The organism is Nonomuraea maheshkhaliensis (assembly GCF_039529435.1).
In the GTDB taxonomy this organism is placed as follows: Bacteria; Actinomycetota; Actinomycetes; order Streptosporangiales; family Streptosporangiaceae; genus Nonomuraea; species Nonomuraea maheshkhaliensis.
Genome location: NZ_BAAAMU010000014.1, coordinates 62,827 through 83,196, shown reverse-complemented (window position 1 = coordinate 83,196; position 20,370 = coordinate 62,827). Strand labels below are relative to the sequence as shown.

The window sequence follows — 20,370 nt, the reverse complement described above, 5'->3', positions numbered from 1 at the left end:
GTGGGTGAGCACGCGCTCATATCATGGGCGGATGGGCACACGCGACCGCATCATCGACGCCGCTGAGCAGGCGATTCACGAGTTCGGCATCGCGGGAGCCACCACCAGGCGCGTCGCCGGCCAGGCCGGCTGCTCCGAGGCGCTGCTCTACAAGCACTTCGCCAGCAAGGAGGAGCTCTTCCTTGCCGTGCTGCTGGAACGGATGCCCGCGCTCGGCCCCGCCCTGTCGCGGCTGCGGCGACGCGTGGGGGAGGGCGACGTGAGCGCCAACCTGACCGCGTTCACGGCGATGGCCCTGGAGTTCTACACCAGGGCGGCGGCCATCGCCGGGGGCGTGCTGGCCGATCCGCCGCTGCTGACCGGGTTCAGGAAGATGCTGGCCGAGGCCGGCTCGGGCCCGCACGTGCCGATCGAGGCGCTGGCCGAGATCCTGCGGGCCGAGCAGCGGGCCGGGCGGATCGACCCGGCCGTCGACGCGGGGGCCGCCGCGGCGATGCTCATGGGCGCCTGCTTCCACCGGGCCAACCTGGCGAACTTCGTGGACCTGCCCGACGACGACCGGACCTGGGCGGCCACGATCGTCGCCACGCTCGTCAGGTAACTGCGGTCAGGCGATGACGTGGGCCTCGCCGCCGTCCACCAGGAGCGAGACCCCGTTCACGAACGAGGCCCTGTCGCTGGCCAGGAACGCCACCACGTCCCCGATCTCCTCAGGCCGCCCGACGCGCCCGACCGGCACCTGCTCGCCGCGCTGACGCAGCGCGTCGCCGTCGCCGGCCAGGGCGCGCAGCCGCTCGGTCTCGATCGGTCCCGGCATCACGTTGTTGACCAGCACGCCGTCGCGGCCCACCTCGCGGGCCAGCGTGCGTACGAGGCCGGCCACGGCAGGGCGCAGCGCGTTCGACAGGGCCAGCCCGTCGAGCGCCTCGCGGGCGGCCCGGCCGGTGATCGTGACGATCCGCCCCCAGCCGCGCGAACGCATCTCCGGCAGCACGGCGTGCGCCAGCCGTACGGTGCCGAGCAGGTTGCGCTGGACGGCCACGTCCCAGCCGTCCATCCCCACCTCGTCGAAGCGCCCTGCGGGCGGCCCGCCCGCGTTGGCGACGAGGATGTCGATCGGGCCGAGCACCTCGCGCGTCTCCTCCACCACCCGCCTGGCGGCGGCCGGATCCTCCACGTCGGCCAGCACGGCGTGCACGACCTTGCCGAACTCCTGCAGCTCCACGACCGCGTCGGCGAGCTTCTCCGGGTCGCGGGCGCTGACACAGACGTCGCAGCCCTCACGCGCGAGGCTCTTGGCCGCGGCGAGTCCGAGACCCGCGCTGCCACCGGTGACGAGGGCGACCTTGCCCGAGATGCCGAGATCCATAGGGGCGACTATAGATCGTGCGCGCCGCGGATCCGGGCCAGGCACACGTGTGCCCGCTTGTCGGCTCACGGGTGGAAATGCCGCGGTAACCGTGATGAGCTTGGCAAGTGGCGAGAAATCTGATCCTGTCAGGAGGCCTGTTCCACGACTTCGCCGCCACCTCGGCCGCGCTGGCCGGCGTGCTGGCGGAGGTGGGGATCGAGTCGGAGATCACCGAGGACATCGCGGGCGCGCTGAGCGAGCCGTCCGAGGTCCAGCTCATCACGGTCAACGCGCTGCGCTGGCGGATGGACCAGGACCGCTTCGCCGGCCAGCGCGACGAGTGGCGCTTCGCCTTACCCGCGCAGGCGCGCACGACCCTGCTCGACCACCTCGACCGGGGTGGCGGGCTGCTGTGCATGCACTCGGCGTCGATCTGCTTCGACGACTGGCAGGGCTGGCCGCGCGTGCTGGGCGGCTCATGGACGTGGCCGAAGTCGCACCATCCGCCGCTGGGCTGGACGGGCGTACGCGTGCACGGCACGCATCCGGTGGTGGAGGGGCTGCGCGACTTCGACGTGGTGGACGAGGTCTACAGCGACCTCGACGTGCTGCCCGACGTCGAGCCGCTGGCCTCGGCCAACGGCCAGCCGCTGGTCTGGGCCCGGCCGGTGCGCAGGGGCCGGGTGTTCTACGACGCGCTGGGGCACGACACGAGGTCGTACGACAACGAGATCCACCGGACGATGTTGCAGCGGGCCGCGATGTGGCTGCTGAAACGGCCGGTGACGATCATGGACTAGCCGACCAGCCGCGCCACCGGCTCACCTCGACGAGGACGACGGGCCCCTCGGGGCGGCGTTCGCGGTATTGGGCGTACTTGGCCGCCAGCGCGTCGAGCGCCCGCTCCCCGCGCTCGCCGTCCGCCATGATCGAGGCCCGGCCGTCGGCGCGCACCCACCACAGGCGCGTCCAGTCGTCCTCGTAGTGGTCGGCGAGCAGGCTGACGGCGGGGTTCGCGGCGATGTCGCGCAGCCGCGCGAGGTTCGTGGTCGTCTTCGGCTTGTGGTCGACGGCCGTCACCACGTGCCCGCCCATCAGCGCGAACGTGACGGGCACCACGCGCGGGGTCCCGTCGCGAGCGATCCTGGCCAGGCGGGCCACCGGCTGCGCGCCGAACCTGGCCCGCCAGGCCGCCGCGTCCGGCTCGGTCATGATCCCACTGTACGGGTCCCGCTTCCGGCGGGACGTGTCCGGAACGTGCAAGACCGGGCGGCGGTGATCTGGGCACGATGACGGTATGAATGTGAACCTTGCCGCGATCCCCGGCTTCATGGCCGGGCACGCACGCGTCCTCGACCGCCGCCGCTACGACCTGTTCATGGGGGAGGGCGACGCGCAGGGCGTCCTCGCGGCGCTGGAGGGCTACCGCAACCCGGACGGCGGCTACGGCTGGGGCCTGGAGCCCGACCTGCGCACCCCCGAGAGCCAGCCCGGCGCCGCCCTGCACGCCTTCGAGGCGTTCGCCGAGGTCGCCCCGGTCACTTCGCCGCACGCCGCGGCGCTGTGCGACTGGCTGGAGGAGATGACGCTCCCTGACGGGGGGCTGCCGTTCGCACTGCCGGTCAGGGTGCCTGCCGCCACCGCGACCTGGTGGGCGAGCGCCGACCCCGGGACCTCCTCGCTGCAGATCACCGCCGTGTCGGCGGCGGCCGCGCACCGCGTCGCGGCTCACGACCCCGCCGTGGCCGCGCATCCGTGGCTGGAGAAGGCCACCCGCTACTGCCTCGACACGATCCAGGACCTGGAGGGCATGCCGCACGCGTACGTGCTCTCGTTCGCCCTGCACTTCCTCGACTCGGTCTACGACACCCAGCCCCGCGCGGCCGACCTGCTCAAGCGGCTCGGCGCCTTCATCCCCGACGACGGCAGGGTGCCGGTCGAGGGCGGCACCGAGCACGAGTCCCTGCGGCCGCTGGACTTCGCGCCCCTTCCGGGCCGGCCCGTCCGCGAGCTGTTCGAGCCCGACGTGATCGCGGCCGACCTGGTCCGGCTGGTGGGGGAGCAGCAGGACGACGGCGGGTGGACGGTGGACTACGCGCGCTTCTCGCCGGCCGGGTCGCTCGAATGGCGTGGGGCCGTCACGGTCGGCGCGGTGCGGATCCTGCGCGCCAACGGCCTGCTCTGAACGGACCGGGCGGCTTCAGCTGGTCAGGCGGCGGGCCGACTCCGACTCCTGGGCCATGCGGCGCAGCGCGTCGAAGGCCCGGCCGTACAGGACCGTGCCGAGCACCAGGGCCTCGACGGCGGCGTCGCGCGGGCCGTCGAACGGGATGGTCTTCATCTCCACCTCGGCGACGAGCTTGCGCGCGGCCTCGGCGTACGGGCCCAGGTCGATCGACACGCCGAGCTGGCGCATCCTGATGATCGTCTGGGCCAGCTCGCCACGGGGAGGCGCCTCGGGGTCGACATCCCAGCCCAGCTCCTCGACCAGGGCGTCCACCTGGGCGCGGGCGGCCTCCCACTCCTCGCCCGGCTCGGGCTCGACGCCGGGGCTGAGCGCGTAGTGGGCGGTGCCCAGCATCTCGTGGGTGGGCAGCGACTCGTCCTCGACGGACTCGATGACCTTCTTGATCGAGGCCACCGACAGCCGGCCGACCTCCAGCATGGCCCGGATCATGCGCAGCCTGCGCAGGTGCGTCTCGTCGTACTCGGCCCTGGTCGCGGCGGTCTGCTCGCCCTGGTGGAGCATGCCCTCGCGCAGGTAGTACTTGATCGTCGGGATGGCCACGCCGGACTTGGCACTGAGCTCGGAGATGCGCATCGATAGATAATACTGCTATCCAGATCGTGCCAGGTGCCGCGCCGCGCTCACCAGTTCCTGCACCTCGGACTGGCGGTTCCAGAGGAAGACCACCTCAAGTGGCGGAACGTCCTCTTTTATGGGGATAAAGACTAGCGTGTCGGGAATTGTGGTGCCTTCGCGTACGCACAGCGCGTAGCCGGCGCCCTCCCGCACCATGGTGATGACCAGGTCGTGGGTGGCCGCCGACGGGCCCAGGCGGGGGTGGAGGCGATGGCGGACGAATCCCTCCAGGAACCTGCGCGCTCCTGCCACCGCGTCGGACTCCGGCATGACCAGCGGCTCGGCGGCCAGGTCGGCCAGTGACACCGTCTCGTGCTTGGCCAGGTGGTGCTCCCTGTGCAGCAGCGCGTGCACGGGGAAGCGGTTGATGAGCATGCGGGCCACGCCTCTGGGCAGCGAGCCGGGCGCGTACCCGAGTCCCGCCTGAAGGGTGCCGTCGGCGATCGAGACGATCTGCTCGGCCGTTCCCATGGGAGCCACCCGAAGGCGGCCGCCGTGCACCTGTGACAGCAGGCGGGCCACCACGTCGGCCAGCCCGTCGGCCACGCCCAGGCGGGCGGTCTCGCCCTTGCTCCTGGCCGCGGCCACGGCGCGCTCGAAGGCGTCCACCGCCACGGTGGCCTGGGCCAGGAACGCCTCGCCGGCCTCGGTGAGCTGCACCCCGCTCGACGACCGGCTGAACAGCTCGACGCCGATCTCCTTCTCCAGCGCCCGCAACTGCTCCGACAGCGTCGGCTGTGCGATGTGCAGCGCGGCGGCGGCCCGGCGCAGGCTGCCCGCGCGCGCGATCGCCATGGCGTACCGGACATAGCGTAGATCCATCGCCCCACCTCGGCCTGATGATGATGGGCTATCGGTAGATCACACCTCCGTATTACAAGAGGCGGTAGGTCCCGTGAAGGTTCCAGTTACCTTCGAACAGTGATATTTCCGGGCAAAATGGTGAAACGTGCTGGTGGGACCGGGCCCGTGGCCTTTGTCGAGGTGCTCCGAGGGCGACCGAGGACGCGAGAAGCCGTGGTTGCGGCCGTCCGGAATCGCGGGATCGAAGGGATTCAATCAGTTGAACAAGCGCTTGTGCAGGGCAGTGCGGTCCGGTTAGCGTGGTGGCAGGACGCCCGTGCGGGCCCGGAGGAGGTGGCATGCAGCCGTTCGCGGGCCGGGCGGCCGTGGCCGGGATCGGGATGACACCCCTGACCAGGAACTCCGGGCGTACCGAGCTGGAGCTGGCGGCCGAGGCGGGCCGGGCGGCCTGCGCCGACGCCGGCCTCGCCCCGCGCGAGGTGGACTGCGTGCTCAGCTACCACATGAACGACTCCGCCCCCGTCGTCCAGGTCGCCAGGGCCCTCGGGATCGAGCGGCTCGGCTGGCACAACGACATCGCCGGCGGCGGCACGCAGGCGGCGTCGATCCTGGGCGACGCGGCCATGCTCATCCACGCGGGGCTGGCCAGGAACGTCCTCGTCTACCGGGCGCTCAACGGGCGTTCGGGCCGGCGCATGAACGCCGTCTCCACCGGCCCCCAGGAACGCTTCACGTACGGGCTGGCCGGGCCCATCCCTATGTTCGCCCTGGCCGCCACCCGCTACCTGCACGACACCGGGCTCACGGCCGAGCACCTGCACGCCGTCGTCGCCCAGTCCAGGGAGAACGCCGGGACCAACCCCCGCGCGCTGCGCCGCGAGCCGCTGACCCTTCCCGACTACCTGTCCAGGCCGTACGTGTGCACCCCCTTACGCACGGCGGACTGCTGCCAGGAGACCGACGGAGCCTGCGCCCTGCTGGTCAGCGGCGTGCTCGACGGCCCGCGCGTGCGGGCGGTGGTGCGCGGCGGCGGGCCGGGCTGCTCCGCGATGGACCGCGCGCCGGACGTCACCGCCGTCTTCTCCGCGTACGTGGCGCCCATGCTCTGGGAGGCGTCCGGGCTGCGGCCGTCCGACGTGGACACGGCGCTGCTCTACGACGCCTACTCGTGGCTCGTGCCCAGGCAACTGGAGGACTTCGGGCTGGCCGGGCGCGGGGAGCTGGGGGCGTACCTGCTGGAGCGCCGGCACGCCTGGGTGAACCCGCACGGCGGGCTGCTCTCGGAGGGGTACGTGCACGGGCTGAACAACGTGGCCCAGGCCGTGCGCGAGCTGCGGGCCGGGTGCGAGGTGGCGCTGGTGACGGGGTTCGGCGGCAGCTATGGAAGCGCGGCCCTCCTCACCGGTTGAGATTTCCTGGGAAATGCTGAGGTTCGGCGAGACATGTACGGGATGTTCCGATCCCGAACGCAAGGAGATCAACCATGGGGACCACCCGTGGATGACCGGAGAAGCCGGTTCGAAGCCATCTACCGACAGACGTACGAGCAGATCCTCGGCTACGCCCTGCGCCGCTGCGACTCACCCGAGGACGCGGCCGACGTGGTGGCGGAGACGTTCGCCGTCGCCTGGCGCCGCGCCGACGCGCTGCCGCCCGACGGGGAGGCAAGGCTCTGGCTGTACGGGGTGGCCAGGAACGTGCTGGCCAACCACCGGCGCGGCGTGGCCAGGCATCGCCTCAGGAGCGTGGAGCTCGACACCGACGTCGCCGACCTGTACTCCTCCTCGCCCGAGGGCAGCGTCGAACTCGGCGCCATCGCCCGCGCCTTCCGCGAGCTGCCCGAGGCCGACAGGGAGCTGATCTCCCTGGTCGCCTGGGAAGGGCTGGATCACGGGGAGATCGCCAAGGTGCTCGGCTGCTCGCGCAACGCCGTACGCATCAGGCTCTACCGGGCGCGCAAGCGCCTGTCCAAGGCCTTGACCATGGCCGGCGTGGCCGTTCCTCATCTCGTCATGGAGTCAGCATGAACCAGTTGCAGCATCTCGCCAGGGTCCGCGACGAGGACCTGGCCGGGCAGGCGTCCGGCGCGGGGGCGCGGGCGCTGCTCCCCGCCCTCACCGCCGAGGAGCCGGGATCGCGCCCGTCGGCGGTCGTGACGCGCCGTACCCACCGCGCCCGCCGTACCCGCCGCGTGCTGGCCGGCGCGCTGGCGGCCGGGGCGCTCGTCGCCGCTGCCGTCGTCGGCCCTGCCGTCCTGGGTACGGAGGGCATCGCCACCTCCTACGCCAACTCGGCCATGGACATCCGGCTGGAGGGCGACTACTACGTGGCCGTGATCAAGAACCCGCTGGCCGACTACGCCGAGTTCACCGAGGGCTTCAAGGCGGTCGGCCTGAACGTGCGGCTGCGGCCGGTGCCGTCCTCGCCCAGCCAGGTCGGCCAGGTCACCGGCGTCAGCGCAGGCCCGGGCGGGGGCGCCGGCACCGCCTCCTGGCATCCCAACGACGACCGCAGGATCGGCACCGGCACCTCCCCGGCCGGCTGCGACCTCGCGCGCAGCGGCTGCTCGATGACCGTGCTGGTCCGCCGCGACTACCGCGGAGACGGCGTGGTCAAGCTGGGCCGCCCGGCCAGACCGGGGGAGAAGTACCAGAACCTCAGACCGGCCACCGCCGAGGGCGAGATGCTCGAAGGCTTCCGCGTCGACGAGAAGACGGTCGGCGAGGTGCGCGCCGAGATCGACCGGCGCGGGCTGAAGGCGGTCTTCGAGGTCATCACGCCCGCGCCGGGCAACAACGGGTGGCGCGTCGACCCGGCCGAGCAGACGGCCGAGGTGGGCGACGACTGGATCGTCTGGGAGGCCCGGTCGGAGCGGCAGGGCGTGGTGCGGCTGCAGGTGACCAAGGAACGGCTGCCCAAGAACCCGATCTACGGCGGCCCGAAGCCGACCACCTACAACGGCTGACCTCCGGCGGCGCTCCTCAGCCGGAGGGGTGGACGAAGCGCGGGTGGCGGGCTCGCGACTCCCTCCGGCCGAGGAACGGCCGCGCGGCCAGCCAGGCCGCCGCCCCCGCCACGTCACCCGCCACGACCAGCCCCGCTCCGTCCGGCACCGCCACGGCCGGTGCGTTCGCTGGTGGCGTCGGGCCGGCGGTGGCTTCGGGCATTGCCCCGGCCGTCTCCCGGATGGCCTGTCGCACCGCCTCGCGGATCGGGCCGTCCGTGGTGAGCACGCTGCCGGCCAGGACGATGGGCCGGCCGGGTTCGTGCACCTCGGCCACGGTTCTGGCCAGCCGGGAGGCCGCTGCGGCGACGATGGAGAGGGCCAGGGGGTCGCCGTCGCTCGCCGCCCGGCTCACCAGCGGGGCCAGTTCGGCCAGCGCGAGCGGTGGGCGGGCGGACACCGCCGCCGCGAGTTGCGACACCGGATCCGCGCCCAGCCCCTCGGGCAGCAGGTGGCGGACGACCATCCCCACGAGCCCGCCGCCGAACGCCGCGCAACCCGCCGCCCCGGCGTCCGCGGTGCTGTTCGCGGTCGCCCCGGTGGCTGGAGGGCCGCTCGCCGGGGCGGCTGCCGTGTTCAGGGCGCGGATGGTGGCGCGGGCGGCGGCGCGGCCGAGCCAGAAGGCCGAGCCCTCGTCCCCGAGTTGCCAGCCGTACCCGTCGGCGGTCACGGCCGCGTGGTAGTTGGTAATTTTTGCCGCAATTGCCCCCGTGCCGGAAACAAGCACCGTTCCCGAGTCCTCCGCCGTGCCCGCCGCGAACGCGGTCACGATGTCGCCCACGGCCTCGGCGGGGGTGCCGGGCAGGAGGTCGCCGACGACCCGTTCCACCAGTTCCGCGCACGACTCCGGATGGCCCGCCAGCCCCACCACCACGGCCTCCACCTGCGACGGAGCGACCCCGGCCAGGGCGGCGCCGACGGCGGTGGTCAGGTTGGCGGCCGCCTGGTCCAGGCCCAGAGTCCCCGGGTTGGCTCCGCCCGAATGGCCGCGCGCCACCGGCGCGCCCTCTATCGTGAACAGTGCCGCGCGGGAGGACGTGCCCCCGGCGTCGACGCCCAGCACCAGTCGCATGGCAAAAATTATTGCCGACAAGCCTTGACGACGCCACCGCCTGAGCATAATTATCGGCGCGTGGAGCTCCTCAACCGGATCAGGGCCGAGCAGAACGACATGCCGGAGGCCCTGCGCAAGGTCGCCGACGCCGTTCTCGCCGCGCCCGCGGAGGCGGCCCGGCTGACCATCGTCGAGCTGGCCGAGCGGAGCGGGACGTCCACCGCCACCATCACCCGCTACTGCCGCGCCCTCGGCTTCGCGGGCTACGCCGAGCTGCGCGTGGCCCTGGCCACCGAGACCGGCCGGGTGGCGCAGCAGACCTGGGAGACCGACATCGGCCAGGAGATCCTGCCCGACGACAGCCTCGAACGCGTGCTGGGCGTCGTGTCCGGCAACGACATCCGCCTGATCCAGGAGACCCGCGACCAGCTCGACCTGGCCGTGGTCGAGAAGGCCGCGCAGGCCGTGGCCAGGGCGGGGCGGGTGCTGCTGTTCGGGGTGTCGAGCAGCGCGGCCGTGGCCAGCGAGATGGAGTACCGGCTGCAGCGCATGCGGGTGCCGACGTGGAGCAGGTCCGACGCGCACAGCGCGCTCACCGACGCGGCGCTGCTCGGCCAGGGCGACGTGGCGATCGGGATCTCCCACAGCGGCAGGACCCGCGAGGTGATCGAGGTGCTCGCGGAGGCGGGCAGCCACGGCGCGATCACCGTGGCGGTCACCTCGCAGCCGAGATCGCCGCTCGCGGAGGTGGCCGAGCTGGTGCTGACCACGGCCAGCAGGGCGACGAGTTTCCGCTCCGAGGGGTTCGCCGCGATCCACTCGCAGTTGCTGGTGCTCGACGTCGTGTACGTGTCGGTGGCTCAGCAGACGTACGAGCGGACGAAGCAGGCGTTCGACGTCACCGTCCGCGCCGTGGCGGGACACCGCCTACCAGAAGGGGATATATGACGCTAGAACCGCAAGAGTTCGTCGAGCACATCGCTCACCTCGTACGGACGATCCCGGAAGATCCGGAGATCACCCGTGCCGCCGACCTCTTCACCAAGTCGCTCACCGCGGGCGGCATCATCCAGGCGTTCGGCTCGGGCCACTCCGAGGCCGTCGCCATGGAGATCGCCGGCCGGGCCGGCGGGCTCGTCCCCACCAACCGCCTCGCCCTGCGCGACATCGTCCTGTACGGCGACGCCCCCCGTTCCGAGCTCGACCGCTACGACCTCGAACGCGACCCCTCGATCGCCCGCACCATCCTCGACCTGGCTCCCGTCCAGCCGCACGACCTGTTCGTGATCATCTCCAACTCCGGCGTGAACGGCGTCGTCGTCGAGCTCGCCGGCCTCGTCAAAGAACGCGGTCACGACCTGATCGCGATCACCTCGCGCGCCCACGGCGCGGCATCCACGTCCCGTCACCCCTCGGGGCGCAAGCTCACCGACCTGGCGGACGTCGTCCTGGACAACCACGCCCCGTACGGCGACGCCGTCCTGCCCCTGCCCGGCGGAGGCGCGACCGGAGCCGTCTCCACCATCACCTCCGCGCTGCTCGCCCAGCTGGTCGTCACCCGGACGGTACGGAACCTGCTCGAAGCCGGCGAGGTGCCGCCCGTCTACCTGTCGGCCAACGTCCCCGAGGGCGACGCGCACAACCTCGGCCTGGAGGCGCGGTACGCGGGCCGCATCCGCCGCGGCGCCTGACCTCTTCCCCCTGGCCTTCCCTGGCTCCTCCTGGCCTCCCCTGGTCACCGCCTCTCTCCGTCACCCCCCACCATCACCTCCCCCCCACCGTCACCACCTCTTCCCTTCATCTCCTCAGCACGACAACACCTCTGCTCGGCATGCACGAAATTCGGGGGCCGTACAAACCGCAAAGGGAGAACCCAGCCCATGTCCCGAAATTTCGGAAAACTTCTGCTGTCCTTAGGACTCTCCTCCATCCTGGTCGGCGCCACCCTGGTCGCCACCCCGGCCGCCGCCGCCCAGGCGGTCCGCCTGCAGTACCGCACCAGCGCGCCCGGCGCCACCACCGCCCAGGCCGAGCCCTGGCTGCGCCTGCACAACGACGGCACCACCACGATCCCGCTCAACCAGGTCAAGATCCGCTACTACCTCACGGGCGCCGAGACCTACCGGTTCGCCTGCTCCTGGGCCGTGATCGGCTGTTCCACGATCACCGGTACGTTCGTCCGCCAGCAGGGCGACGACCAGTACCTGGAGGTGGGCTTCACCTCGGGCAGCCTGGCGCCGGGCCAGAACACCAGCGACATGCAGCTGCGCTTCTACCGCTCGGACTGGCAGACGTTCACCCAGAGCGACGACTACTCCTACGGCTCCCAGACGTCCTACGCCAACTGGGACAAGGTCGCCGTCTACGTGAACGGGCAGCTCGCCTGGGGCAACCCCACGGGCGCCGACCCTGACCCGGATCCCGATCCCGACCCGACCGACCCTCCGGGCGGCGCGGGAGAGCTGTTCGACGACTTCACCTACGACAACTCGAGCGACCCGCGCCTCGCCCAGCGCGGCTGGACGGTACGGTCCAGCTCTGGTGGGCCCGGCGTGCCCGGCGCGACGTGGTCGCCGTCCGGCGTCTCGTTCCCCGGCGGCCTGCTGACGCTCGACTCCTCGACGAACGGCACCGCCGCGGGCACCGTACAGACCGAGCTGTCCACGTCGAGCCGCAAGTTCCGCGAGGGCACCTACGCCGCCCGCGTCCGTTTCAGCGACGCCCCCACCAGCGGCCCCGACGGCGAGCACGTGGTGCAGACGTTCTTCACCATCACCCCGCTGCGCTACAACCTGGACCCCGACTACGGCGAGCTCGACTTCGAGTACCTCCCGAACGGCGGCTGGGGCGAGCCCGGCAACATCCTCTACACCACCAGCTGGGAGACCTACCAGGCCGAGCCCTGGCAGGCGGTCAACACCCACACCGAGGAGCGCACGAGCTTCGCCGGCTGGCACGACCTGGTGATCCAGGTGTCGGGCGGGCGGATGAAGTATTACGTGGACGGGCGTCTCTTCGCCGACCACGGTGACATCTACTATCCCGAGACGCCGATGTGGATCATGTTCAACCAGTGGTTCATCGATCTTCAGGGAGCCTCGGGGACCCGTACGTACCGGCAGCAGGTGGACTACCTCTACCACAGCAAGAACGAGGTCGTCTCGCCCTCCGTCGTGACCAGCCGGGTCAACGCCCTGCGCGCGGCCGGCACCGCCTTCAAGGACACCGTCCCCAACCCGTGACCCGCCTCCCGGCACCGTCCCCCGCCCGCCTTCCGTGCGGGCGCGGGCACCTCCCGTCGGGCACCCCCACCGAAGGATCGCCATGAGAAACCGCATCCTGGCCCTGGCCGCCGTGTTCGCGCTGGCCGCCTGCGGAGCCGCCGAGGAGCCCGGGCAGCAGCAGGCCGCGGGCCCCGTGAAGCTGACCGTCTGGATCATGGACGGCAGCGTCACGCAGGAGCTGCTGAAGAAGTTCGAGACCGAGTACGAGGCCGCCCACCAGGGCGTCGACCTGGACGTCCAGATCCAGGCGTGGGACGGTATCGGCGAGCGCGTCACCGCCGCGCTGGCCAGCACCGACGCCCCCGACGTGATCGAGGTGGGCAACACCCAGGTCGCCCAGTACTCCGCCAGCGGTGGCGTGAGCGACCTGAGCGCCAAGGTGGCGGACCTGAAGGGCGAGGACTGGCTGCCCGGGCTGGCCCAGCCGGGCAAGATCGACGGCAAGCAGTACGGCATCCCCTGGTACGCCGCCAACCGCGTCGTGGTCTACAACAAGGACCTGTTCAAGGCGGCCGGCATCGCGGAGCCACCGAAAACCCGCGACGAATGGCTAGAAGTCACAGAAAAGCTCAATAAAGGTGGCAACCAGGGCATCTATCTGACCGGTCAGACCTGGTACGCCCTGGCCGGCTTCGTCTGGGACGAGGGCGGCGACCTGGCGATCCAGGAGGGCGGCAAGTGGAAGGGCGCGCTCGACACGCCCCAGGCGCTGGCCGGCATGGACTACTACAAGCGCCTCCAGGCCCTCGGCAAGGGCCCCAAGGACGCCGACGAGGCCAACCCGCCCCAGCACGAGGTGTTCGCGCAGGGCAAGGTCGGCCAGATCATCGCCGTGCCGGGCATCGCCGCCCGCGTCCTGGAGGTGGACGACAAGCTCAGGGACAAGATCGGCTTCTTCCCCATCCCGGGCAAGACGGCCGACAAGCCGGGCACGGTCTTCACCGGCGGCTCCGACCTGATCATCCCGGCCGCCTCCCAGCGGCAGGAGCAGGCGTACGAGGTGGTCAAGGCGCTGGCGGGGGAGCGGTTCCAGACCGAGCTGGCCAAGGCCATGAGCTTCGTGCCGAACCGTACGTCGCTGGCCGGCGTGCTCGCGGGCGACGAGGGCACCGCCGCCATGGCCGTCGGCGCCGCCAACGGCCGGGCCACCCCGAACACCCCCAACTGGGCTGCTGTCGAGGCCACCTCGGTGATCAAGCAGTACATGACCGCCGTGCTCACCGGAGGAGACCCGGCCGCGGAGGGCGAGAAGGTGTCCGAGTCGATCACTACCACGCTGAACAGCGGATCCTGAATGCCCGCCAGGAACCGCTCGCTCTGGCCCTACCTGCTCATCGCGCCCACGGTGGCGGGCGGGGCCTTCCTCCTGCTCTATCCGGTACTCAAGGCGGCGGTGATCTCGTTCCAGCACTTCCGCATGGGAGAGCTGATCAGGGGCGGGGCGGCGTTCGCCGGCCTGGAGAACTACGCGGAGCTGCTGACCGGCGCCGAGTTCTGGCAGGTGCTGCTGCGCACGGTCGTGTGGACCGCGATCAACGTGGTGCTCATCGTGGGCCTCGGCACCGGCGTCGCCCTCATGCTCCCGCGCCTGCGCCGCGGTCTGCGGCTGGCTCTGATGAGCGCGCTGGCGCTGGCCTGGGCCACGCCGATCATCGCGGCCACCACGGTCTTCCAGTGGCTGTTCCAGTCGGAGCTGGGCGTGGTCAACTGGGTGCTGGTCACGCTCGGCCTCGACCAGTTCCAGGGCTACGCCTGGTTCGCCGACGGCACGGCCACGTTCGCCGTGCTCGTCATCCTGGTCGTGTGGCAGTCGGTCCCGTTCGCCGCGCTCACCCTGTACGCCGGGCTCACCACGATCCCGGTGGAGCTGTTCGAGTCGGCCAGGATCGACGGCGGCACCGGCTGGCAGGTGTTCTGGAAGGTCACCTTCCCCATGCTCAGGCAGCTCTTCGCGTTGATCGCCGCGCTTGAGGTGATCTGGGTGGCCAAGTGTTTCCCCCAGATCTGGGTGCTCAGCCAGGGCGGCCCCGACGGCGCCACGACCACCCTGCCCGTCTACGCGTTCAAGATCGCCCGTGTCCTGCACCGCTACGACCTCGGGTCCGCGGTGGCCATGCTGACGGTGCTCATCCTCGCCGTCGCCCTGATCAGCAATCTGCGTCGGATGGTGCGCTCGTGAAGCGGTTCATGCTCAACGCGGCGGCGGTCGCCGTGCTGGTGACCACGATCTTCCCGGTCTACTGGATGTTCCTGACCGCGTTCAAGCCGACCAGGGACATCCAGTCGGACACCCCGACGTTCTGGCCCGCCAGTCCCACGCTCGACCACTTCGTCACCGCCGTGAACGCGCCGGGCTTCTGGACCTACTGGCGCAACAGCCTGTTCGTCACGGTCGGGGCGGTGCTGATCGCGCTGCTGGTGGCGCTGCTGGCGGCGTTCGCGGTGACCAGGATGTCGTGGCGGGGGAAGGGCGCGTTCGTGGTGGCGGTGTTCGCGGCGCAGATGGCGCCGTGGGAGGCGCTGCTGGTGCCGGTGTTCATCATCGCCCGCGACACCGAGCTGCTGGACTCGCTGGCCATGCTGACCGGCGTCTACTTCATGATCACGCTTCCGTTCACGATCGTGACGCTGCGCGGGTTCCTCGCCGCCATCCCGGTGGAGCTGGAGGAGGCGGCGCAGGTGGACGGCTGCAGCCGGATGACCGCGTTCCGGCGGGTGGTCTTCCCGCTGCTGGCTCCCGGGCTGATGGCGACCTCGCTGTTCGGGTTCATCACGGCGTGGAACGAGTTCGCGTTCGTCAACGTGCTGATCATCAAGGATCAGGACAAGCGCACGCTGCCGGTGTGGTTGTCGTCGTTCAGGGACGTGTTCGGCACGGACTGGGGCGCCACGATGGCCGCGGCCAGCCTGTTCGCGCTGCCCGCGCTGCTGCTCTTCCTCTTCCTGCAACGCCGGGTCGGCACCGGGATGACGGCGGGAGCGGTCAAGGGCTGATCCTGGAGCCGGGTCAGGGCCCAGTGAGAGGCGCGGGTGTCCTGGGCGCGTCCTCGGGCCATTCGGCCGGGTCCGACACGTACGTGCCGCGCCGGGGCACGGTGAAGACCCAGCGCTGCTCCCGCAGCCGGGAGACGGCCCGCCGCGCCGTGACCCCGGCGACCCCGTACTGCCGCATGAGGATCTTCTGGCTGGGGATCACCCGGTTCGGCCGCAGCTCGCCGCGTCTGATCCGGCCGGCCAGATCAGACGCGATGAGCGCGTGCAGGCCGCGCGCGGGCTTGACCCGCGGCACGCCGGCCGGCCCGACGAAGGTGCCCTCGCCGGGCACGGTGTGGACGAGCCCGCGCCTGCGCAGCTCCCTGGCCACGTTGCGCGCGGTGGTGCGCCCGATGCCGAACTCCGCCTCAAGGGCCGCCTCGCTCGGCACGGGTTCGCCGGTGCGCAGCAGGCCGCGGGCGATCCGTTCGTGGAGCATCTCGGCGACCTGGACGTACAGGGGCGTCGGGCCATCACGGTCGAGCATGCTCATAGCGTAGACGTGTCGATACGGGTAAGTAGGCGAAGTCAGTCTTCCGGCCACGACTCCTTCGGCGAGACGTAACTGCCGCGCTGCGCGACGGTGTAGATCCAGCCCTGCTCCCGCAGCAGCGCCATGGCCCGGCGGACGGTCTCGCGCGCCACCCCGTGCTGCTTCTGCAGTGCCGATTCGCCGGGTATGGGACGTCGCGGCGCTATTTCCCCGGCCTTGATCTGATCGCTGATCTTTGTCGCGATCTGCTGGTAAAGCGGGGTTTTCCGCTTCTGTCGCGGACCTCCGGTGGGCGGGCCGACGAAGGCGCCCTCCCCTTGGACGGTGTAGATGAGACCCTCTTCGCGCAAGAGGTGGACCGCCCGCCTGGCGGTGGTCCTGGCGACCCCGAACTCCTGCTGGATCTCGGCCTCGCTCGGCGCCGGGCTGCCCGCCGTGAGCGAGGAGAGCCGCTCTCGCAGGATGTCGGCGATCTGGATGTAGACGTGGGTGTCCCCTTCATAGTCGAGCACGTGAGCAACATAGGCCAAGCCGGGCGACAGCTCTCATATCGTTCGGTCTCGGTAGACAAAGCACATTGCTCATACAGACGAGAAGAGACGACCGTACATGTCGCGCTGACCGGGAGAGGCTCCCGTGGCGGTCGGGCGGAGGCGGACGAAATAGACGTACATCTATTTGGATGAACATCTATACAGACGGGCGGTGGATGGAACTGCTGGAGATCCTGGAGTGCAGCCCGCGGCTGACCCGCGAGCCGCTGGACGCCGAGCGGGCGGCCGGGGTGGCGCGCGTGTGCGACATCACCGGCGCCTTCGAGCTGTCCCGGCCGACCATCAGCCACCACCTGAAGGTGCTCAAAGAAGTCGGGCTGCTGACCTCCGAGCGGCGCGCCTCCTGGGTCTACTACCGGCTGGTGCCCGAGACGCTGGGCTAGCTGTCGGCGCTGCTGACGCTACCTGTCGGCGGGCCTGTCAGCGGGCCCGTCAGTGAGTCCGCCGGTGAGTCAGCCCGACTCGGCCTGCCCCGGTCCGCGCGCGACGTCTCGGCCGGGGACGACGCCTTCTACGTGCTGGTCTGCCTCGGCATTTCGCGCTCATGTGGGGCGGCGGCTTCCTGACCGGCAAGGCGATCGGCCTGCCGTACGACAAGACGACCACGCTCGCCTTCACCGCCGCCGGCAACAACTTCGAGCTGGCCATCGCGGTCGGTGTCTTCGGCGTCACCTCCGGCCAGGCCCTCGCGGGCGTGGCCGGCCCGCTCATCGAAGTTCCCGTCCTGGTCGCCCTGGTCTACGTCAGCCTGGCCGGCCGCCGCCTGTTCACCGCCAAGGAGCCTGCCCGTGTCTGACGGCGCCCCCGAGACCACCACCGGCAAGCCGTCGGCCCTGTTCGTCCGCGTGCACAACGCCGGACGCTCCCGGATGGCCGCCGGCTGGCTCACCCACCTGGCCGCAGGCCGCGTCGAGGTCCGTTCCGCAGGGTCGGCGCCCGCCGGCCGGATCAACCCGGTGGCGGTCGAGGCCATGCGCGAGGTGGGTATCGACATCACCGGCGAGCAGCCGAAGGCGCTCACCATCGACGCGGTCGAGACCTCCGACGCCGTGATCACCATGGGCTGCGGCGACGCCTGCCCCGTCTTCCCCGGCAGACGTTACGAGGACTGGAATCTGGACGAACGCGCCGGCAAGGGCATCGAGATGGTGCGGCAGGTCCGCGACGAGATCCGTGCCCGGGTGGAGAAGCTGATCACCGAGCTCGTCTCGTGAACGGTGATCCTCGTGCGGCGCCGGTCCACCTCCAGTTACCGAGGGGCTGGTGGCGGGGAGCCGGAAGCGGCGGTGAAGGCGGCGTGCCGGGACCTGGCGTCGGCGTCCGGCAGCAGGTCGCGGCCCGCCAGCCAGGACGCCGCCCCTGCCGCGTCACCGGCCGTCGCCACCCGCTCGCCGGCGAGCAGCTCCGACACCGCCCGCCGCACCGGCCCGTCGTTCGTCAGTACGCTGCCCGCGAACACCACCGGCCCCGACACGTGCACCCTGCGCAGGGTCGCCACCAGGTGATCGGCGGCCTCCCGCACGATCCCCTCCGCCAGCGGGTCGCCCGCCTCGGCCGCCTGGCCGACCAGCGGCGACAGGGCGGCCAGCCGCATGTGGTCGGCCTGGGCCAGCCGGACGATGCGGGCGGCGGCGGCGCGCGGCGTGGCCGGCCGCTCGTCGCCCAGGAATCGTGCCCCCACGAGACTCACCAGCTCGTGTCCCGAGCCCGGCAGCAGGGACTCCACGGGCAGACCCCGGTCGAGGGCCTCGATCACCGCCTTGGCGGCCTGGCGGCCGATCCAGAAGCCGGAGCCCGTGTCGCCCAGCAGCCAGCCCATCGCGTCGGCGACCGCGTCCAGCTCGAAGCCGGTCAGCCGGGCCGCCGCCGCGCCCGTGCCGGACAGCAGCAGCGAGCCGTCCGGCTCGGCGGAGCCGGCGGCGTACGCGATCGCCAGGTCGCCCATGCACCGCGGGCCCTCGGCGATGCCGTGACGGGCCCAGACCTTCGCCAGCTCGGGCTCCATCTCCTGGACCAGCCCCGCCACCCCGGCCAGCGACGCGACCACGCGCGCCCCGCCGCCGGGCGGCAGCGCGGACTCCAGCGCGTTCCCGATCGCCGCCACCGCCTTGTCCAGGCCGTGGGCGCTCGGATTGCCCGCCCCGGCCCGCGCGTAGCCGACCCGCGTCCCGTCGAGGGTGTGGACGGCGACCCGGCTGGAGGTGGCCCCGGCATCGACACCGACCACTAGCGATTCAGTCACGGTCCGAGTCTGGGGGTTGACGTGACCGGTAAGCAAGAATAATTTTCGCCAGAAGACCGGGTATTCGGAAGGAATATTCGTGACTTCAGGAGCGCTCGGGCGCGTCGAAACAGAACTACCCGGTTTGCCGGAGGCGTTGCGCAGGGTCGGTGAGGTGATTCTCGGCGATCCCGCCGAGGCCGCGCGGTCGACCATCATCGCGCTGGCCGAACGGGCGGGCAGCTCGCCCGCCACCGTGACCAGGTTCTGCCGGGCCTTCGGCTTCTCCGGCTACGCGGAGTTGCGCGTGGCGCTGGCGACCGAGACCGGCCGGGCCGCCCAGGCGGGCTGGGGCGCGGGTGTCGGTCACGAGATCGGCCCCGACGACCCGCTCGACGCCGCCATCGAGGTGATGGCCGCCGCCGACACCAGGCTCATCGCCGACACCGCCGCCCAGCTCGACCTCGACGTCGTCGCCCGCGTGGCCGAGGCCATCGTGGCCGCGCCGAGGGTGCTCCTCGTCGGCGTCTCCACCAGCGGGAACGTCGCCAGCATGCTCGAAGGGCGGCTGCGCCGCATCGGCATCCCCGGCTGGAGCGCGGGCGACGCCCACGTGGCCCTGTCGGAGGCGGCGCTGATGAAGACGGGCGACGTGGCCATCGGCATCAGCCACCGGGGCCGTACGCGGGAGGTCATGGAGGCGCTGGCGGAGGCGGGCAGCCACGGCGCCACCACCGTCGCCGTCACCTCGTTCGCCCGCTCCCCGCTGGCGGAGCTGGCCGACTTGGTGCTGACCACCGCCAGCAGGGAGACCACGTGGCGGCTCGGCGGGCTGGCCGCCGTGCACTCGCAGCTCTTCGTCCTGGACGCCGTGTACGTGGCGGTCGCCCAGCTCACCTACGAACGCACGAACGAGGCGTTCGAACGCACCATCAGCGCCGTGGAGAGCCACCGCGTGGAGAGAGGCCAATGACGTACGCATCCGAGGTCCTCGGCCTGGCCCAGCGGGTCGCCGAGAGCCAGTCCGAGCCGGTGAGCCGCGCGGCGGCGCTGTTCGTGACCTCGATCAGGGCGGGCGGCGTGGTCAACGCCTTCGGCTCCGGCCACTCCGAGGCCATCGCCATGGAGATCGCCGGGCGGGCCGGCGGCCTGGTGCCGAGCAACCGCCTCAGCCCCCGCGACCTGGTGTTCTACGGCGGGCAGCCGCCCAGCGTGCTCACTCCCGAGCTGGAGCGCGACCCGGCCGTCGCACACCGGATCTACGACCTGGCGCCGGTGGAGCCCGCGGACGTGTTCGTGCTGGTGTCCAGCTCGGGCGTCAACGGCACGGTCGTGGAGCTGGCCACGATCGTCAAGGAGCGGGGTCATCCGCTGATCGCGATCACCTCGGTCCAGCACAGCACCCGCATGACCTCGCGCCACCCGTCGGGCGGCAAGCTGCTCGACCTGGCCGACGTCGTGCTCGACAACGGCGCGCCGTACGGGGACGCCGTTCTCGACCTGCCCGGGGGCGGCAGCTACGGCGCGGTTTCCACGATCACCTCGGCGTTGCTCGCGCAGATGGTGGTCACCGAGGCGGTGGACCGGCTCATCGCGCTGGGCGAGACGCCTCCCATCTACCTGTCGGCCAACGTGACCGGCGGCGACGAGCACAACAAGGCCCTTGAGAGCCGCTACGCAGGGCGCATCAGACGCGGTACATGAAGATC

24 protein-coding genes and 1 pseudogene are annotated in these 20,370 nt (G+C 71.4%); 17 read left to right on the top strand and 8 right to left on the bottom strand.

Annotated elements, in window-relative coordinates:
- The first annotated feature begins 31 nt into the window (after positions 1-31).
- A complete protein-coding gene (locus ABFX54_RS12390; protein ID WP_346104290.1) occupies positions 32-601 on the top strand; it encodes a TetR/AcrR family transcriptional regulator in 570 nt (189 codons plus the stop codon).
- Positions 602-607: 6 nt separating this feature from the next.
- Here the strand turns inward: ABFX54_RS12390 and ABFX54_RS12385 are convergent, their stop codons facing one another.
- Positions 608-1,369, bottom strand: a complete 762-nt coding sequence (locus ABFX54_RS12385; protein ID WP_346104288.1) for an SDR family NAD(P)-dependent oxidoreductase — start codon at positions 1,367-1,369, stop codon at positions 608-610.
- A 107-nt stretch (positions 1,370-1,476) separates the two neighbouring features.
- On the opposite strand from ABFX54_RS12385, the gene ABFX54_RS12380 reads away from it, so the two are divergent.
- Entirely contained in the window at positions 1,477-2,151 is a 675-nt protein-coding gene (locus tag ABFX54_RS12380; RefSeq protein WP_346104287.1) for a ThuA domain-containing protein, read from the top strand.
- Here ABFX54_RS12380 and ABFX54_RS12375 read toward each other — a convergent pair.
- Entirely contained in the window at positions 2,141-2,563 is a 423-nt protein-coding gene (locus tag ABFX54_RS12375) for a TIGR03668 family PPOX class F420-dependent oxidoreductase (RefSeq protein WP_346104285.1), read from the bottom strand. The two genes, ABFX54_RS12380 and ABFX54_RS12375, sit on opposite strands and share 11 nt — an antisense overlap.
- An 85-nt stretch (positions 2,564-2,648) precedes the next feature.
- Between ABFX54_RS12375 and ABFX54_RS12370 the strand changes: the two genes are divergently transcribed.
- A complete protein-coding gene (locus ABFX54_RS12370; protein ID WP_346104283.1) occupies positions 2,649-3,536 on the top strand; it encodes a hypothetical protein in 888 nt (295 codons plus the stop codon).
- 15 nt (positions 3,537-3,551) lie between these two features.
- On the opposite strand, the gene ABFX54_RS12365 is transcribed toward ABFX54_RS12370, so the two are convergent.
- Positions 3,552-4,172 carry a MerR family transcriptional regulator gene (locus tag ABFX54_RS12365; protein ID WP_346104281.1) on the bottom strand — a complete coding sequence of 207 codons (621 nt, stop codon included), beginning with the start codon at positions 4,170-4,172 and terminating at the stop codon, positions 3,552-3,554.
- Between the two features lie 15 nt (positions 4,173-4,187).
- Positions 4,188-5,036, bottom strand: a complete 849-nt coding sequence (locus ABFX54_RS12360) for a LysR family transcriptional regulator (RefSeq protein ID WP_346104279.1) — start codon at positions 5,034-5,036, stop codon at positions 4,188-4,190.
- Between the two features lie 320 nt (positions 5,037-5,356).
- On the opposite strand from ABFX54_RS12360, the gene ABFX54_RS12355 reads away from it, so the two are divergent.
- From ABFX54_RS12355 to ABFX54_RS12345, 3 genes are read left to right on the top strand one after another with little or no spacing between them, the layout of a single operon-like run.
- Complete coding sequence (locus ABFX54_RS12355; protein ID WP_346104277.1) at positions 5,357-6,427, top strand: thiolase C-terminal domain-containing protein; 1,071 nt, start codon at positions 5,357-5,359, stop codon at positions 6,425-6,427.
- 42 nt (positions 6,428-6,469) lie between these two features.
- A complete protein-coding gene (locus tag ABFX54_RS12350; protein ID WP_428834523.1) occupies positions 6,470-7,045 on the top strand; it encodes an RNA polymerase sigma factor in 576 nt (191 codons plus the stop codon).
- On the top strand, positions 7,042-7,983 hold the full coding sequence (locus tag ABFX54_RS12345; protein WP_346104273.1) for a hypothetical protein: 942 nt from the start codon (positions 7,042-7,044) through the stop codon (positions 7,981-7,983). The genes ABFX54_RS12350 and ABFX54_RS12345 overlap by 4 nt, the downstream gene beginning before the upstream one ends.
- A gap of 16 nt (positions 7,984-7,999) precedes the next feature.
- Here ABFX54_RS12345 and ABFX54_RS12340 read toward each other — a convergent pair whose 3' ends face one another.
- Positions 8,000-9,094 carry an N-acetylglucosamine kinase gene (locus ABFX54_RS12340; RefSeq protein ID WP_346104271.1) on the bottom strand — a complete coding sequence of 365 codons (1,095 nt, stop codon included), beginning with the start codon at positions 9,092-9,094 and terminating at the stop codon, positions 8,000-8,002.
- Positions 9,095-9,154: 60 nt separating this feature from the next.
- On the opposite strand from ABFX54_RS12340, the gene ABFX54_RS12335 reads away from it, so the two are divergent.
- The 6 genes from ABFX54_RS12335 to ABFX54_RS12310 all read left to right on the top strand — a co-directional run bounded on the left by ABFX54_RS12335 (position 9,155) and on the right by ABFX54_RS12310 (position 15,354).
- Positions 9,155-10,024, top strand: coding sequence for a MurR/RpiR family transcriptional regulator (locus ABFX54_RS12335; RefSeq protein WP_346104270.1), 870 nt, complete (start codon positions 9,155-9,157; stop codon positions 10,022-10,024).
- Positions 10,021-10,767 (top strand): sugar isomerase domain-containing protein, encoded by a 747-nt coding sequence (locus ABFX54_RS12330; RefSeq protein ID WP_346104268.1) that lies wholly within the window; start codon positions 10,021-10,023, stop codon positions 10,765-10,767. Before ABFX54_RS12335 ends, ABFX54_RS12330 begins: the two co-directional genes overlap by 4 nt.
- A gap of 189 nt (positions 10,768-10,956) precedes the next feature.
- Positions 10,957-12,318, top strand: a complete 1,362-nt coding sequence (locus tag ABFX54_RS12325; RefSeq protein ID WP_346104266.1) for a cellulose binding domain-containing protein — start codon at positions 10,957-10,959, stop codon at positions 12,316-12,318.
- 82 nt (positions 12,319-12,400) lie between these two features.
- Complete coding sequence (locus ABFX54_RS12320) at positions 12,401-13,654, top strand: extracellular solute-binding protein (RefSeq protein WP_346104264.1); 1,254 nt, start codon at positions 12,401-12,403, stop codon at positions 13,652-13,654.
- Positions 13,655-14,539, top strand: coding sequence for a carbohydrate ABC transporter permease (locus ABFX54_RS12315; protein ID WP_346104262.1), 885 nt, complete (start codon positions 13,655-13,657; stop codon positions 14,537-14,539).
- Positions 14,536-15,354, top strand: a complete 819-nt coding sequence (locus tag ABFX54_RS12310) for a carbohydrate ABC transporter permease (protein WP_346104260.1) — start codon at positions 14,536-14,538, stop codon at positions 15,352-15,354. Before ABFX54_RS12315 ends, ABFX54_RS12310 begins: the two co-directional genes overlap by 4 nt.
- A 13-nt stretch (positions 15,355-15,367) precedes the next feature.
- Here the strand turns inward: ABFX54_RS12310 and ABFX54_RS12305 are convergent, their stop codons facing one another.
- Together ABFX54_RS12305 and ABFX54_RS12300 are read right to left on the bottom strand one after the other, a co-directional pair.
- Positions 15,368-15,880 (bottom strand): GntR family transcriptional regulator, encoded by a 513-nt coding sequence (locus ABFX54_RS12305; protein ID WP_346104258.1) that lies wholly within the window; start codon positions 15,878-15,880, stop codon positions 15,368-15,370.
- 41 nt (positions 15,881-15,921) lie between these two features.
- Positions 15,922-16,398: a GntR family transcriptional regulator gene (locus ABFX54_RS12300; RefSeq protein WP_346104256.1), complete on the bottom strand. Its 477-nt coding sequence runs from the start codon at positions 16,396-16,398 to the stop codon at positions 15,922-15,924.
- Positions 16,399-16,568: 170 nt separating this feature from the next.
- On the opposite strand from ABFX54_RS12300, the gene ABFX54_RS12295 reads away from it, so the two are divergent.
- The 3 genes and pseudogenes from ABFX54_RS12295 to ABFX54_RS12285 all read left to right on the top strand — a co-directional run bounded on the left by ABFX54_RS12295 (position 16,569) and on the right by ABFX54_RS12285 (position 17,654).
- Positions 16,569-16,823 carry an ArsR/SmtB family transcription factor gene (locus ABFX54_RS12295; RefSeq protein ID WP_428834522.1) on the top strand — a complete coding sequence of 85 codons (255 nt, stop codon included), beginning with the start codon at positions 16,569-16,571 and terminating at the stop codon, positions 16,821-16,823.
- A gap of 149 nt (positions 16,824-16,972) precedes the next feature.
- Positions 16,973-17,236 (top strand): annotated as a pseudogene (locus tag ABFX54_RS12290) (arsenic resistance protein); the annotation flags it as partial.
- Positions 17,229-17,654: an arsenate reductase ArsC gene (locus ABFX54_RS12285; protein ID WP_346104254.1), complete on the top strand. Its 426-nt coding sequence runs from the start codon at positions 17,229-17,231 to the stop codon at positions 17,652-17,654. The pseudogene ABFX54_RS12290 and the gene ABFX54_RS12285, both read left to right, overlap by 8 nt.
- 35 nt (positions 17,655-17,689) lie before the next feature.
- Here the strand turns inward: ABFX54_RS12285 and ABFX54_RS12280 are convergent, their stop codons facing one another.
- On the bottom strand, positions 17,690-18,682 hold the full coding sequence (locus ABFX54_RS12280; RefSeq protein WP_346104253.1) for an N-acetylglucosamine kinase: 993 nt from the start codon (positions 18,680-18,682) through the stop codon (positions 17,690-17,692).
- A 79-nt stretch (positions 18,683-18,761) separates the two neighbouring features.
- Between ABFX54_RS12280 and ABFX54_RS12275 the strand changes: the two genes are divergently transcribed.
- Together ABFX54_RS12275 and ABFX54_RS12270 are read left to right on the top strand one after the other, a co-directional pair.
- A complete protein-coding gene (locus ABFX54_RS12275; protein WP_346104251.1) occupies positions 18,762-19,634 on the top strand; it encodes a MurR/RpiR family transcriptional regulator in 873 nt (290 codons plus the stop codon).
- Positions 19,631-20,365: a sugar isomerase domain-containing protein gene (locus tag ABFX54_RS12270; protein ID WP_346104249.1), complete on the top strand. Its 735-nt coding sequence runs from the start codon at positions 19,631-19,633 to the stop codon at positions 20,363-20,365. The genes ABFX54_RS12275 and ABFX54_RS12270 overlap by 4 nt, the downstream gene beginning before the upstream one ends.
- The last annotated feature ends 5 nt before the right edge of the window (positions 20,366-20,370 follow it).

Bases quoted from the DNA above. Each gene is read 5' to 3' on its own strand.
- ABFX54_RS12340 (WP_346104271.1), bottom strand. From the start codon at position 9,094: ATGCGACTGGTGCTGGGCGTCGACGCCGGGGGCACGTCCTCCCGCGCG.
- ABFX54_RS12370 (WP_346104283.1), top strand. From the start codon at position 2,649: ATGAATGTGAACCTTGCCGCGATCCCCGGCTTCATGGCCGGGCACGCA.
- ABFX54_RS12295 (WP_428834522.1), top strand. From the start codon at position 16,569: ATGAACATCTATACAGACGGGCGGTGGATGGAACTGCTGGAGATCCTG.
- ABFX54_RS12350 (WP_428834523.1), top strand. From the start codon at position 6,470: ATGTTCCGATCCCGAACGCAAGGAGATCAACCATGGGGACCACCCGTG.
- ABFX54_RS12385 (WP_346104288.1), bottom strand. From the start codon at position 1,369: ATGGATCTCGGCATCTCGGGCAAGGTCGCCCTCGTCACCGGTGGCAGC.
- ABFX54_RS12305 (WP_346104258.1), bottom strand. From the start codon at position 15,880: ATGCTCGACCGTGATGGCCCGACGCCCCTGTACGTCCAGGTCGCCGAG.
- ABFX54_RS12365 (WP_346104281.1), bottom strand. From the start codon at position 4,172: ATGCGCATCTCCGAGCTCAGTGCCAAGTCCGGCGTGGCCATCCCGACG.
- ABFX54_RS12375 (WP_346104285.1), bottom strand. From the start codon at position 2,563: ATGACCGAGCCGGACGCGGCGGCCTGGCGGGCCAGGTTCGGCGCGCAG.
- ABFX54_RS12315 (WP_346104262.1), top strand. From the start codon at position 13,655: ATGCCCGCCAGGAACCGCTCGCTCTGGCCCTACCTGCTCATCGCGCCC.
- ABFX54_RS12330 (WP_346104268.1), top strand. From the start codon at position 10,021: ATGACGCTAGAACCGCAAGAGTTCGTCGAGCACATCGCTCACCTCGTA.
- ABFX54_RS12270 (WP_346104249.1), top strand. From the start codon at position 19,631: ATGACGTACGCATCCGAGGTCCTCGGCCTGGCCCAGCGGGTCGCCGAG.
- ABFX54_RS12345 (WP_346104273.1), top strand. From the start codon at position 7,042: ATGAACCAGTTGCAGCATCTCGCCAGGGTCCGCGACGAGGACCTGGCC.
- ABFX54_RS12320 (WP_346104264.1), top strand. From the start codon at position 12,401: ATGAGAAACCGCATCCTGGCCCTGGCCGCCGTGTTCGCGCTGGCCGCC.
- ABFX54_RS12325 (WP_346104266.1), top strand. From the start codon at position 10,957: ATGTCCCGAAATTTCGGAAAACTTCTGCTGTCCTTAGGACTCTCCTCC.
- ABFX54_RS12355 (WP_346104277.1), top strand. From the start codon at position 5,357: ATGCAGCCGTTCGCGGGCCGGGCGGCCGTGGCCGGGATCGGGATGACA.
- ABFX54_RS12390 (WP_346104290.1), top strand. From the start codon at position 32: ATGGGCACACGCGACCGCATCATCGACGCCGCTGAGCAGGCGATTCAC.
- ABFX54_RS12360 (WP_346104279.1), bottom strand. From the start codon at position 5,036: ATGGATCTACGCTATGTCCGGTACGCCATGGCGATCGCGCGCGCGGGC.